Source organism: Cohnella herbarum (assembly GCF_012849095.1).
In the GTDB taxonomy this organism is placed as follows: Bacteria; Bacillota; Bacilli; order Paenibacillales; family Paenibacillaceae; genus Cohnella; species Cohnella herbarum.
The window spans coordinates 1498944-1512797 of sequence record NZ_CP051680.1 but is presented as its reverse complement, the minus strand read 5'-3'; the positions used below and the strand labels follow the sequence as shown (position 1 = coordinate 1512797).

Sequence of the window (13854 nt, the reverse complement as noted above, 5' to 3'; positions counted from 1 at the left end):
ACTTCAGGCTTAAATCGAGGAGGATGAACGCAAATGATGCGTAAATGGAAAATGGCGGCAATGATCGTCGCATGGTTGCTTGCGCTTGGGTTATGGACGGGAGCGAACGCGCCGGAGGGTCTAGCGAAGAAGCCGATTGCAATCGTCAAAACGGAGCAGTGGAGAGCGGCGGAAATTACGTTAACGAGTACGAAAAGTTATTCGGATCCATTCAAGGACGTTGATATTTCGGCGACGTTCATCGGTCCGGACCGTACGATCATTACCCGGCCAGGCTATTGGGATGGCGGAAACACGTGGAAAGTCCGATTCGCGCCGACTAAACCGGGCACTTGGACTTATCGGGTAACGGCCTCCGTCCCGTCCGATAAGGGGTTGCACAATCAGACCGGTCAAGTGTTGAGCACGAAATATAAAGGCGATTTGGCTATTTACAAGCATGGGTTTTTGAAGGCTGGCGATAGCGGTAAATACTTGAGTTACGCGGATGGAACGCCGTTTTTTTACTTAGGGGATACGCACTGGATATTGCCGCATGAGCGGTTCTCTACGTCGAACGCGCCCGGAGTAGCTTCGCAGTTCAAGTACATGGTCGACAAGAGAAAGGATCAAGGGTTCACCGTTTACCAGTCGGAACCGATCTGGCAACCTCACGGCGGAACGCACACTGGAGCGGACGAAGAAAAAACGGCGAATTTAAGCGACGGTTTCACGGCCGCCGATCTGGATGGATTCCGCAATCTGGATCGCAAGTTCAAATATATCGCCGACAAAGGTTTCGTTCACGCGAACGCGCAAGTCACTTGGGCGCTCGACCCGGTACAGTATCCGATCTTTACCGAAGACTACATGGCGCGAATCGCGAAATACTGGGTAGCGCGGTTCGGCGCTTATCCGGTGATCTGGACGATCGCGCAAGAGATCGATAAAAATATGTACGGCAATTACAACGAACAAACGATGGGCAAGTGGTATGCCGTTGGGCAGAGCCTAGCCGACAACGATTCATACAAGCAACCGATCATGCCGCACATGGAAGGAGCGAATTCGACTCTTCCGGCGAGTTCCAGTTGGGCGAGCAAGCCGTACCATGACGGCTGGGCGGTTCAGTGGCAGGGCAATCTCTCCGGCATGCGGGTGGCTAAAGAATTCTGGAATGCTTCCCCTTCCAAGCCGGCGGTGTTATACGAAAGCGGTTACGACGAATTTTGGACCGATAGCAGGGGGGCTTTGAGCGCGGCATATAAAGCGTTTCAGTACGGGATGTACGGATACGGTTACGGGGCTGCTGGCGTCTGGAACGATATTTATTCCCAAAGCGGAAAGCCGGATGACTTCGGAACCGCTTCCGAGATGCCGGACCGGTACTTTTGGTGGTATGACGGCGCGAATTTGCAGACGGCCGATCAGTTGACCGATTTCAAAAGGTTTTACACGTCGCTGGATTGGTGGAAACTCGTTCCCCGATTTAATGACGGTGCCTGGGCTTCTTTTAAGGACACGACTAGATCGTTGCTATCATCGGATGGAAACAACGCTTATGTCGTCTTTTTCTATAATAGCGACACAGCCAGCGGAACTTTGAAACAATTGGACAATTCCGCTAAATACGAGGCTAATTGGTTCGACCCGCGAACGGGTCTTTACTACCTGATTCCCGAGACTATCCAAGCAACTTCTTCGAGCTGGTGCATTCCCGCCAAGCCGAATAAGGACGATTGGGTGTTACTGCTCGAGAAGCAACGGAAAGGGAAGATGAACGATAAGAACAAGAAAAACGCGATTCTCGATTCGGCGATTCAACTAGCGATCGCGGACTCCCTGTTGGCTGAACCGCGCTGCTCCGTACAACCTGGCGAGCAAGGGGAGGTGCCCGTGCCGTCGTTGACATGGAAATTCGATGAAAAGACGGGGAATACGTCGACTGAATCGTCGGGAGGCGGCTCGCCGGCTCAGTTGAAGGGCGGAGCGGATATCGTATCCGGCGGTGTCTTTGGCAATTCGCTCTCGTTGGACGGCGTAGACGATTACGCGGAAATCGATAGCCGCGCTTTAGATGGCAAAGATCAGTTTACGATATCGATGTGGGTGAATATGTCGCGCCTGCCGAAGCTTAACTATTCCCTTATCGGTAAAGAAGGAGGAGATACGGACAATGCGTTTCGATTGACGATAGAACCAAGCGGAGCGGGACACTTCGTCATGAGTACGTCCGGAGCGGGCTGGTATAGTACGGTTGCGGGATTCCATATGCCGCTGAAGACCGGGCAATGGCATCAGGTTACCGCGACTTACGATGGAAAGAACGCGCGCGTATACATCGACGGGGAGGAAGAGGGAATGAGTGGCGATATGGCAGGAGGACTGTCGGTCGTATCGAACCCGATTCGTCTCGGCTATAAGTCGGCTTCCAATATCGAATTCGCGCAAGTCAGAATCGATGAATTGCAATTGTACGACCGGGCGCTTACGGGCGATCAGGTTTCGAAACTTTACTCGTCGCGATAGGTGGATGAAAACAAGATTATACAAGAGCTCCTTCCGGTTCTCCGGACAGGAGCTCTTTGTTATTGATATGAAAGGCTCGAGAAGTAGGCAACCATTATTGCTATATAGACGGCTGATAAAGTTCCGGGATAGCACCATAGAATTCGCGTTGAATCGAAATAGTCGGCTGAACTAGTTGCAGATTTTACACTTAGTCGGTAGAGAGAGTAAAATTTCCTAAACTAGTTGCAGGTTCTACACTTAGTGTGTACAGATTTTCCTATTTTGCGAGGTTTCTAGAGTGACAGTTGATAGAATTTGCATTCGTTTACGGTGTTCCTTTATTGCCGTCCGTATAGATTGAATCTGTACATTCAATTTGCCTGGCCATAGTCGAAATTTCCTACAGTAAGGGAGCACTTGTATGTTTGAGCTCGTCGTAGTCGGTTTTTTCGACTATGGGAGTAGGGTTTGTTGATTATGCATAGCTATTGTCGCGGAAAAACGGTTACTGCGTCCGCTCCAGTCGTCGAAAAAAACGCGACTATCTCGAGGCAAATATCTGAAACATTAATGTATAATAAGTATAGAAAATAACGTAGTGAATTCAGACAGCTAAGATGGGTATCACTTGAAGTGCAGCTTGAAAAATAAAGGAGGCTGTTTCGATGAGCGTAAGTTTAAATTGGATTTCGGCAGGCGAATTGGAAGCGCTTAAACAAGCGGGCGCAAAGGTTATCCGAGGCGGTATCGCCGTTTTTTATCATGAAGACAAGGTGTACGCCGTGGACAACCGTTGCCCGCATTTAGGCTTTCCGCTTCATATGGGAAGTTTGTGCGACGGGATTCTGACGTGCCATTGGCATCATGCCCGGTTTGACGTCTGCAGCGGCGGTACGCTCGATCCGTGGGCGGACGACGTTCCGTCGCATGAAGTGCGCGTCGACGGCGGCGAAGTGTGGGTAAATCCGGTTTCCAGAAGAGCGGATGGCGCGGAAAAATATAAGCATAAATTAAAAGAAGGTCTCGAGCAAAACATCGGCATCGTCATCGCGAAAGCGGTCGTCGGATTGATCGAAGCGGGAGTGCCGGAACAGGACATCGCCCGCATTGGCATTGAATTCGGTACGACATACGGAACGGGCTGGAACTCCGGACTTACGATTCTGACCGCGATGACGCAAAGCGTCGACAAGCTTGACAAGAACGGCAAAATACTCGCCTTGTATCAAGGTCTTGTCCACGTCGCTCGCGGCAGCTCGGGCAGAGGAACCCGTCACTTGCTCACTGCGCTGCCGTCGGCCGACGTGCCGTTCGAACGATTGACCGAGTGGTATCGCAGTTGCATAGAAGTACGGGATACGCAAGGCGCAGAGAAAGTTCTGATCACAGCGATAAGGAAAGGAATTGATACGAAACGACTATCGGAAATGATGCTCGTTGCCGCAACGGATCACTTTTACTTGGACGGCGGTCATGCGTTCGATTTCCACAGCAAAGCTTTTGAGGCGTTGGAGTGGGCGGACTCTTCGCAAAAGGTGCGAATTTTAACTTCGCTCGTGCCGATGATGGCTCGTCCGATACGCAGCGAGGAACTGCACCAATGGCAAGCGCCGGTGAACCTTGTAGAGCCGATCAAGCAAGCGGTCATTGAGCTGGAGAACCATTCGGCGAAGGAGAAGCTTGCCGACGGGTCAACGAATTCGCGGCTGTCCGCCGAGAAGGAAGAGCAATTGCTGCGGCAATTGCTAAGCGATGCGCCGGAACAGACGATCGCTTTGCTGCGCGATCTGCTCATAGCGGGAACGGCTCCGGCGCAAGTGGCGCAGATCGTTGCTTTGGCCGCCGCGGAACGGATCGTTCGTTTCCATACGCAGAACGATTTCGCCGATTGGATTGCCGTGCTCCATACGTTCACGTATGCTCACGCCGTGCATGAAAGGCTGCTGCAATCGGATGAGCCCCTTCTGCAACGAGCGATTTTTCATGGAGCCGTCAGCGTATATCTTGACCGTTTCTTAAACGTACCGACAGCCTCGCGGCCCAAACCGTCCGACTCCGCAGCTTCGTCGAACCTTCAGGAACTGCTCGACTTGCTCGATCAGCGCCAGCAGGTCGGACCGGCCGCCCAATGGGTGATGGACTACATTCATGGCGATGGCGATCCGGCAGCGTTGCTGAACACGCTTGGCCATGCGCTGTTGCGGGAGGATGCGGAATTCCATTCTTTCCAAATGTACGAAGCCGCAGTGGCCGAGTTCGACCGCTGGCAAGCGGCGGAAGGAACTTTGGCGGAGAAGGCCAGAGAAACGATGCTGCTCGCCTGCACCCGATATTTGGCGGCGCACGCGCCAACCGCGCGCGAGCTTCCGCATACGGCTAAAATCGCCTGGAGGCTGCATAAAGGCGAACGGTTATTTGAAGAAGATTAACAGATGGACACGTGAGCCGGTTCGTAAGATCGATTCGGCAGCCCGGCTCTATTTTCAGGTATATTCGCTCTTGTCCTCGTCATACAATCGGTCTTAGAGGGAACCGAGAACCTTCGCGGGTAGCCTGCATACTTCAAGCTAGTCATCAGAGCGAGGAGTGCGTATACGAGGATCAACGGGAGGGTGAGCGAATGGGCAAATCTTACGTTAAGTCGTCGGTGAAGGGCGTGATTATGGGGGCCTCGATGACCGGCGGTTGGCTTCTGGGCGATCTGCTGCTTCCAGAGCCGTGGGGAGACGTCGTCTTATTCTCGGCCATGGCGGTGGTGAATATCGGGATTGGTTGGAAGCTCGGTAAGATGTACGACCAGCAGGAAGCGAAGGAATCGGCCGTCGAAGTTATCGATGCGAAGAATGCGGTGAAATACGAATAGAACAGAAGAAGCCGTTGGGGATATTCTCCCTGGCGGTTTTTTTGTGTTTATTAAGGATCGAATTCGAAGTCGGGCAGAGTGTTGGGCAAGTCTGTGACTTAATTCTCGCCAGTTTGGAAATACCATAATCAGCGGATGTTGCATGAAGTTGGAACTTCCACGAACCACGAAATATCAAACATTTTGGGGGTAACGATCGTGAAAAAAACGCACGCCAAAATCGGAACAACTCTAGTCGTTATGTTGTTGGTGTTTAGCGCTTGTACCGGAAAAAACAACAATGTTACACCTTCGCCAACGGCAAGCCAGACCGCAACGGCTTCGCCGCCCGCCACCGGAGTGACCGGCAAATCCTTTGAAAATTGGGGTTCCTACGGTCACACGCTTGCCAACAATCGACACGTTCCTTTCAAAGAGATTTCCGCCGATAACGTCAAAGATCTTGGCGTCATCTGGACAGCGGACCTTAAGACTCTAGACCCGGATGTCAAAAACGGCAATCAGTCGTATCCGGTCGTTGTAGACGGAGTCATCTTCGTTACGACTGCCGGCAATCAGGTGTTCGCGTTAGACGCCGTGACGGGTAATCCCATCTGGCATTGGAAGCCGTCAGCCGAGCAAGCCGCAACCTTTGCGAAAGCGGGGATCATTGCCAATCGCGGCGTCGCGGTCGGCGATGGCAAAGTGTTTATGCTGGCGGTCGATAATTCGCTGATTGCCTTGGATCAGAAAACCGGACAATTAGTTAAGATGATTAAGCTTTCCGAATATATCGACGGGGTTACGATGGAGAATGGGTACTATGAAACAACTGCTCCCCAATTCTATAAAGGAAACGTTTATATCGGGAGCAGCGGCGGCGATAACGGCGTTCGCGGTTTCGTAGCGGCGTTCAAAGCGAGCGATCTGACGCCGGCCTGGGATTCCCCGTTCTGGACCGTCCCGCCGAAAGGCCAGGATTGGCTGGCGAACAGCAAGTTCCAAGGTGGCGGAGCGGTCTGGGATCCGGTTGCGATAGACGAAAAAACCGACCTCATGTACTTCGCGACAGGTAATCCGGCTCCGGATTTCTACGGAGAGAAGCGTCCGGGAGATAACCCGAATACCGACTCGGTCGTGGCCGTCAATGCGATGTCCGGCAAGTTAGTTTGGGCTAAGCAGGAAGTCAGCCACGACGTATGGGACTACGATGCCGCGGCTTCTCCGATGATTATCGAAGCTACGGCGAAAGGGAAGAAGCAGAAGCTCGTCGTTCAAGGGGGCAAATCCGGCTTGTGGTTCGCTTGGGATGCGGCTACCGGAGATACGGTGTGGGACGGCATTCCGTTCGCTAAGATCGATCATCCGAAGCCGACGGTCGAAGGAGTGGTCGGCTATCCCGGAGTGCTGGGCGGGGAGAACTACGCGCCCGAATCCTATGATCCCGCGACGAATTACGTATTGATTCCCGGAATCGAGCAGCCCTCCATCTTCAAAGCGGCGAAAAACGAAGAGGAGGCAGACACCCCGGATTTCCCGGGTGCGGCGGCTTTCGGTACGGTAACCGAAGAGGTACCGGATGTCAAAGGATACGGTACGATTACGGCGATCAACGTGGATACGGGCAAGCAAGCCTATCAGATCAAGACGACGGATCAGCAGCGCGGCGGATTGACGAGCACGGATTCGGGACTGGCTTTCTTCGGAGAGCTGGACGGGAAGCTGAACGCGATGGACATCAAAGCAGGCAAAGTGGTCTGGACTTTCCAGACTTCCGGGGATAACGTGCAAGCCGCCCCTTCGATTTTCAAGGTTGATGACAAAGAATACGTCGTGGTTACCACGGGCGGCTCCAAGCCAAAAGTACATGTGTTCGGGCTGGGAGGCAACAAAACGCAAGGGCCGGCAGGGGAAGCTAATACGGGTGGCGCGCATTCGGCGAAATAAGGAAAGATTCGACAAGGCGATCAAGACAAACATCCATTGGTTTGTCTTGATCGCTGCTTTTGAAGGAGACCTACATACATGAAAATAATAATCAAAATCTGCCTGTTCGTGTTCTTAGGTGCGGCTTCGGCGTATGGGATACGGATGACCTCTAGTCATGAAGCCAACGCGCAAGCGGAAGTTCTTCAAGGACAAATCGAGCTTGATCGGACGACGTTTGTCGTCAAGACATGGCGAAAGGACGGCACGCACTTGACCGCCGTCAAAGGGAAGCTGACTTTCAACGGACAGCCGGTCGAGAATGCCGTCCTGCAAAGCGATACGAGCAGAAGAAGCATTCGAACCGAGGAGAACGGCTCTTTCGAACTGATCGTCGACCGAAGTCTACCGGTTTATGCTCCTATTCGAGCCGTGTCAGTCCAGGATGCGAAGATCGCAGGCAAGCCGATCGGGAAGAAGGAGGCCGATCTGCTCTTGACAACGACTTCAGCGATCAGCGTCTATCATCCGATCGAAGTGACAAAGACGGAGCTTTCGAAAACGGATGGGAACATGATCAAAGTGCATGCTCGGATCTTGAGCGACTATGGCGATAAGGTTTCCTTTTTCCAGGTCGACAAATACCGGATCGCTGGCACGGTGACGGACGCCGGCGGCAATCCGGTTAAGGATGCGATCGTATGGATTGACCGGGACAGAGGCGAAGGCTTCGCCAAATCGACTCCAACGGATCAAGATGGGAAATACGAGATGTATTACTGGCCGGAAGAAGAGGAAACGAACCTTACTGTTATCGTAGGCACTCGTCGGTACGCACTTCCGGCTAATAAAGTGTTCATTCTGCCGCGGAATACGAGCGTCGATATTGGGATTCGACTGCCTAGGGAGGGCACGGTAATCGAAGATAAGCCTCCCACGCTAGATTGCAAGACCTCGATGGGAGCGACGTATGCCGGATTGCTAGCCGGACTCGACGTCCCGCCGGAGGTCCGATACTCCGTTACGATACCCGACCGAAACGGCCGGTTCGTCCTGACGGTACCGGAGGAAGTATGGAAGCAGCGCCCGCCGTTTTATGAAACGCGCATAACGAAGTTCGTGGGACAGGAGAAATTTCTGAAGGCGGGAGACTCGCTGCCCATCGGCTTTGTACAGCCGGGCGATCATGATCCGAGGGTGATCGCTTCGGCTGCTAATTAAACGGCTTTAATCCGGCAAATGCTCCATATAGAAGCGGAACCAGTTGCCGTAGACGAATAGCTCGACATCATCTTCTCTGTAATGCTTCAGGAGCAGATTCACCAGTCGGTCGTAATGTCCCGCATGCTCCAGACCTACGATCCATTGCTGAATTCCGTCGAAATCGGAGCCTAGCCCGATATGGCGACTGCCGCCTAACGAGCAAATGTGATCGATATGAAGCAAAATTTTATCCATAGAAACCGGTTCTTCCACGCTAACGAAAGGGGGGACGAAGGTAATCCCGATAACGCCTCCGTTATGAATAACGGAGCCGATCTGGGCATCCGTCAGATTGCGTAATCGGGGGCTGATCGCGCTTGCGTTGGAGTGGGAAGCGATGACGGGTTTGCCGGATGCTTCGACGAGTTCCCAGAAGCCTTTCTCGGATAGATGGGAAACGTCCATAATCAAACCCAGCCGGTTGCATTCCATGATCAATTCTTCCCCCCGCGCGGTAAACCCGCCGCCCCGGGGCTCCAATACGCCGTCCGCAGCCCAGTTGGCGCGGTTCCACGTTATTCCGACGGATCTTACGCCAAGGTGGTAGAGTATCCGCAGATAGGCCAAGTTTCCGTTCAGCGAATCTACGCCTTCCAGAGATAGCAACGCCCCGATCCGTCCTTCGGCCGAGGCGATCCGTAAGTCGTTTTTCGTGCGAATAAACCGCATTTGCGGCTCTATGAGAATGCGTTCGTTGAACAAATCTATGCTTTCCAATACATACTTAAATTCACCGGACCATCGCTCCGGCAAATATACGGCAAAATTTTGCACGCCGATGCCCGATTCAAGCATTCTTTCCAGCGTAACGTCCAGGCCTTCTTTTCCATGGGCAAAATCGAGGTTAGGATTCTCTAGCAGCTTGCTGAGCACATCGCAGTGGGCGTCGAAAATTTTCAATTAGGGATCACCTGCCGCGGTAAGAATAGATTGGCGTGCCAACATCGCCATTGCCGTTCGCGCTCGCGATCGAGCCGACTTTATCCGCGATCACGCCGCGATGGGGAGACCACTTGCATACGGGATCCGCCGCGCTCGCGTCCCCGGTTAACTGAAAGGCTTGACAGCGACACCCGCCATAGTCTATCTCGCGTCGCTCGCAGCTCTTGCAGGGCTCCGGCATCCAATCGTAACCTCTAAAAGCGTTAAAAGAAGGAGAATCATGCCAAATCCAGGCTAGATCTCGTTCCTTTACATTTTCGAAGATCAGGCTCCGAATGTCCGATGACACCGTGCACGGCAGTACGCGCCCGTCGGGCGCGACAGTAAGGGATACTTGGCCCCAGCCGCCCATGCAGGGCTTCGGGAAATCTTCATAATAATCCGGTAAAATCCATAAAAGTTCGATTTGATGGCCGAAGCGCTCATGCGCCCGTGCATAGGCTACTTCGGCTGCTTGAATTTGTTCTTTGCTCGGAAGCAATTGATGAATGTTTCGCAGAGCCCAACCGTAATATTGCGCATTGGCTAGCTCAAGCCGCACCGCGCCCCATTCCGCGCAAAGCTCGATGATCTCTTCGACACTATGAATGTTGGCCCGATGAAGAACCACGTTCATATGTAAATCAAGTCCGCTGGCGCGAATCCACTCAGCTGCTTGCCTTTTCCGTTCATGGGCTTGAAAGCCGGCAATCGAATCGGCAAGCTCGGAAGAGGAGGCCTGCACGCTAAGCTGAATGCTGTCGACCCCGGCCTCTACGAGCTGCCGTACTCGCTGCTCCGTCATTCCGACACCGCTCGTAATGAGATTGACAAATAGCCCTAACTCCCGGGCACGGCGGACGAGCAATTCCAGGTCCGGACGCAGGAGCGGTTCTCCGCCCGTGAAATGGACTTGAACGACCCCGAGCTCGCTGGCCTGTTCCAAGACGTTCAGCCATGTATCGGCCGACAGCTCATTCTCTCTTTTCTGAAGTTCGATCGGATTGGAGCAGTAGGGGCAATGAAGCGGACATCGATGCGTGAGTTCCGCGGTCATGGCATACGGCAAATTAACCGTCATCGTTCGATCCACCCTCTCTCCGCCGCCGAAGCGAGAAACTCGACCACATCTCCTTGAAGGTCGGATTGACCGTATTTCGATTCAAGCTCATCGATCATTTGCGCAATCGTTCGTTGTCCGTCGCAAAGCCAGAGAATCGCTCCCGCCGCCTCGTTGAGCTGGACGACCCGTTCGGGAAGCAGCAGCATATCGGATTGGCGGGCTTTGTCGTATTTCATGCGACCCGGTCCGCGTATTCTCGGCCGTTCTGATAGCGCCCATGAGCTCATCGCTCGTTCTCCCCGGGGAAAGCCAAGCTTAACGCATCCAAGAGAGCCCAGAGAACGTCGCATTTGAACCGCAATGCCGAGATCGCTTGTTCTTGATCCCTGCGATCTTTGCATTCTCGCAGTACCAGGCTCAAGCCGTGATCCGCATCGCGCGGCGCTTGATGCAGTCTGGCTTGAAAGTAAGCCAGACCTTCGGGGCGAATCCAAGGGTACAACTGTTCGAATATCGCAATCCGCTTGGACACGAGAGAAGGCGCGAACAATTCCGTCAAGGATGAGGCGACGGCTATGGGCCACGGTTCCAATCGGCAAAAATTAACATAGGCATCGACGGCGAACCGAACCGCCGGAAGCACGCGGCGCTCATCCAGCATTTCCTCTCTCGGAATGCCTGCGGCTTCGCCAAGACGAATCCATGCTTCGATGCCGCCTTCCGAGCCTTCCCGGCCGTCATGATCGATGATCCGTTGGATCCACTCGCGGCGATCTTCGCGGGACGGCAGTTTGGACAGGACCAGCGCGTCTTTAATGGGGATGTTCTTCTGATAATAGAAGCGATTCGCGATCCATGCTTGAAGCTGCGCAGGGGACAGCTTTCCTTCGTGCATCGCGACATGATAAGGATGTTTGTCGTGGTAGCGTTCTTCGCCTACCTGTCTCAGCTTCGTCGTGAATTGTTCGTTCGACAGCAAATACGATTCCAAAATTAAACCTCCATTTCCATTCCGTCATAACCGATTTCAATGCCTAGCTCCTTCAGACTTCGGTGTTCCGGCGAGCGTTCGTCCAGCATCGGATTCGTGTTGTTGACGTGTATATACACTTTGCGGCGCGCCGGTAATCTCGCGAATCGCACGGCGCTGCCGTTAGGTCCGGCTACGGGGAAATGTCCCATATCTGCCGCGCTCAGCTCGGATACGCCAAGCGTTCGCAACTCGTCGGCCTGCCAGAAGGTTCCGTCCAAGAAAACGCAATCCGCATCTTCCAGATGCCGTTCGAGCGTCTGCGACCACGTCTCGATCCCCGGCGCGTATATTGCAACGCCTCCCGTCGTTCGATCCGTAATCCGATAGCCAACGACCCAAGCTTCTTGGTCTTGAGAGCGTTCCGCGTATACGTATCGAGGAGACTTGCCGCCCAAATAAAACGGACATACCGATAATTGTCCCCCAAAAAGTGGAAAAGATTCTCCTGGGTTCGCCTCCAGCCAGCGAAAACCCGCATACGGTTCGAGAATTCTCCGAATCGGGAAGGAATCCTCCAGCGCGCGGAGAACGGGGGGAGCCGCGTATACTTCCAGGATCGAGCTTTGTCTAAGCTGAAGCAGACCCGTCGTGTGGTCCAATTCCGAATCGGTAAGCAATACGGCTTGAATGGGGGAGCCGCGCAAGGATGGACCCGGATGAAGGGAGGCGTGAGCTTCCGACTGCAAGCAGACATCCGGCCCTGCATTCAGCAGTGCCCACCTGTATCCGTCCGGGCTAACGGCCAACGAATCATTCCCCGGGCGCGTAAGGAAGGCTCCCCGGTTCTAACGCGTCGGCAGTTGGAACAAGCGCAATTCCATTGCGGAAATCCTCCTCCGGCGGCGGAGCCTAGCACTTTAATGAACATGGCTTCTCCCCTTAATAAAAGAGATGCCGGATCTCTCCGGCATTTCATTTCACTTCCGATGAGCGTAGGCCGTCACTTCGGCGCAGATCTCGATAATCTTGAAATCGGGTTTAACCCACATGGTCACACCTCCCCTCCAATGGAATAGCGGCAGACGGTATGCCTTATTGTATGAGGGCATCTGGAGGCCTCAGAAGCAAAAAATAACGATGCTAGTCTCGTCCGTTCATCCGGGCGAGTCTGCATCGTTATCGAACCTCTGGTCAGCGATTTCGTTGCGGATTTCTGCTAAATATCCCGGCAAGACCGATCAAGCCGATCAGGCCTAGCCATCCCCATCCTATGCCTCTAGTCGGGGTAGAAGCGGTTGCCCGATAACCTCCGTCCGTATACATTCTCGTATGATAATCTTCGGAGGGGTTCTTCATGCCCGGAGCCCCCGCATTCATGTTCCGGAACTGGCTGCCGGTTCCCGTTCCGTAGATGCTGACCTCATAATCGGGAGCTGCTCTTGTCCCTTTTGCGCGATAGCCCGCTCCGTCATACATCCGCGTTCCGTTGGAATTCGTGGACATCCCATCGTGCGTACCGGTTCCATAATGACCCATTCCGTTGCCCAAGCCTCCGTTTCCGCCATTTTCCGTCCCTGTATGGGCGGCATACGCCGGTAACGCAAGCATCAAAGACACGACGGCAACCCATAACCCGCTTATGATTTTCCTTCTCATGGAGGTGTACCTGCCTTTGGAGTCTGATTAATTTCTATCATTAGGGTGACACAGCCGCCGAATTCTTATGCAACAGCTTGTACTACGGTAATAACGGCTGGAATATCTATGAATAAAGCGATCGCCGAAAGGGGTTAGGCCGTGGATCTAACGTTAGCCGCCTGGATCTTAGTTATGGCGCTTGGCTTTGATACGATCGTCATCTCGACCTCGTTAGGACTGCAAAGAAAAGCGAAGGACAAGGTGAAAATCGCGCTGACTTTCGCTGCGGCGGAATCCGCCATGCCGCTTGTCGGTTACTTCCTCGGCAACGCGATCAGCCGGTATTTCGAAAGTATGGCATCCGTTATCGGAGCTTTGCTCCTAATCGGGGTGGCGACTTATTTTCTTTTATTTAACGATGAAGACGAAAGCCTAACGCTGGATAAGGAACTTGCCGGATGGCCTTTGGTCGCGACGGCGTTCAGCATCAGCTTGGACGAACTCGCCGTGGGGTTTACCGCCGGATTTATTCATGTGCCTATTTTGCTGACGGTATTGCTGATCTTTTCCAGAACTTTCGTGTTTACCTTTATCGGCATCGCGTTCGGCTCCAAGCTCAAGCCTTATTTGGGAGAATGGTCGGAAAAAGCATCGGGCGTCTTATTGGGCGTAATGGGCATTTACATGCTGCTCGAAGGATAAGAGCTTATCTGGAATCCGAAGAATAAGTACGTGAAA

13 protein-coding genes are annotated in these 13854 nt (G+C 53.3%); 6 read left to right on the top strand and 7 right to left on the bottom strand.

Annotated elements, in window-relative coordinates:
* The first annotated feature begins 33 nt into the window (after nt 1–33).
* From HH215_RS06540 to HH215_RS06520, 5 genes are all read left to right on the top strand, one after another.
* A complete protein-coding gene (locus tag HH215_RS06540) occupies nt 34–2508 on the top strand; it encodes an apiosidase-like domain-containing protein (RefSeq protein WP_169279167.1) in 2475 nt (824 codons plus the stop codon).
* 647 nt (nt 2509–3155) lie between these two features.
* Complete coding sequence (locus tag HH215_RS06535; protein ID WP_169279166.1) at nt 3156–4919, top strand: Rieske (2Fe-2S) protein; 1764 nt, start codon at nt 3156–3158, stop codon at nt 4917–4919.
* A gap of 191 nt (nt 4920–5110) precedes the next feature.
* Nucleotides 5111–5353: a hypothetical protein gene (locus tag HH215_RS06530; protein WP_169279165.1), complete on the top strand. Its 243-nt coding sequence runs from the start codon at nt 5111–5113 to the stop codon at nt 5351–5353.
* A gap of 198 nt (nt 5354–5551) precedes the next feature.
* A complete protein-coding gene (locus HH215_RS06525) occupies nt 5552–7279 on the top strand; it encodes a pyrroloquinoline quinone-dependent dehydrogenase (RefSeq protein ID WP_169279164.1) in 1728 nt (575 codons plus the stop codon).
* 78 nt (nt 7280–7357) lie between these two features.
* On the top strand, nt 7358–8479 hold the full coding sequence (locus tag HH215_RS06520; RefSeq protein ID WP_169279163.1) for a carboxypeptidase-like regulatory domain-containing protein: 1122 nt from the start codon (nt 7358–7360) through the stop codon (nt 8477–8479).
* Nucleotides 8480–8485: 6 nt separating this feature from the next.
* On the opposite strand, the gene HH215_RS06515 is transcribed toward HH215_RS06520, so the two are convergent.
* The 7 genes from HH215_RS06515 to HH215_RS06485 all read right to left on the bottom strand — a co-directional run bounded on the left by HH215_RS06515 (nt 8486) and on the right by HH215_RS06485 (nt 13134).
* Nucleotides 8486–9421, bottom strand: coding sequence for a dipeptidase (locus HH215_RS06515; protein WP_169279162.1), 936 nt, complete (start codon nt 9419–9421; stop codon nt 8486–8488).
* A 7-nt stretch (nt 9422–9428) separates the two neighbouring features.
* On the bottom strand, nt 9429–10523 hold the full coding sequence (pqqE, locus tag HH215_RS06510; protein WP_169279161.1) for a pyrroloquinoline quinone biosynthesis protein PqqE: 1095 nt from the start codon (nt 10521–10523) through the stop codon (nt 9429–9431).
* A complete protein-coding gene (gene pqqD / locus HH215_RS06505) occupies nt 10520–10792 on the bottom strand; it encodes a pyrroloquinoline quinone biosynthesis peptide chaperone PqqD (protein WP_169279160.1) in 273 nt (90 codons plus the stop codon). Before pqqD ends, pqqE begins: the two co-directional genes overlap by 4 nt.
* On the bottom strand, nt 10789–11496 hold the full coding sequence (gene pqqC / locus HH215_RS06500) for a pyrroloquinoline-quinone synthase PqqC (protein ID WP_254450394.1): 708 nt from the start codon (nt 11494–11496) through the stop codon (nt 10789–10791). The genes pqqD and pqqC overlap by 4 nt, the downstream gene beginning before the upstream one ends.
* A 2-nt stretch (nt 11497–11498) precedes the next feature.
* The gene (gene pqqB, locus HH215_RS06495) at nt 11499–12284 is read right to left on the bottom strand and encodes a pyrroloquinoline quinone biosynthesis protein PqqB (RefSeq protein WP_169279159.1); all 786 of its coding nucleotides are present in this window, start codon (nt 12282–12284) and stop codon (nt 11499–11501) included.
* A gap of 171 nt (nt 12285–12455) precedes the next feature.
* Nucleotides 12456–12527, bottom strand: a complete 72-nt coding sequence (gene pqqA / locus HH215_RS36975) for a pyrroloquinoline quinone precursor peptide PqqA (protein WP_375140511.1) — start codon at nt 12525–12527, stop codon at nt 12456–12458.
* 142 nt (nt 12528–12669) lie between these two features.
* Nucleotides 12670–13134, bottom strand: a complete 465-nt coding sequence (locus tag HH215_RS06485; protein WP_169279157.1) for a WGxxGxxG family protein — start codon at nt 13132–13134, stop codon at nt 12670–12672.
* 141 nt (nt 13135–13275) lie between these two features.
* On the opposite strand from HH215_RS06485, the gene HH215_RS06480 reads away from it, so the two are divergent.
* Complete coding sequence (locus HH215_RS06480; protein ID WP_254450393.1) at nt 13276–13818, top strand: manganese efflux pump MntP; 543 nt, start codon at nt 13276–13278, stop codon at nt 13816–13818.
* Nucleotides 13819–13854: the final 36 nt, after the last annotated feature.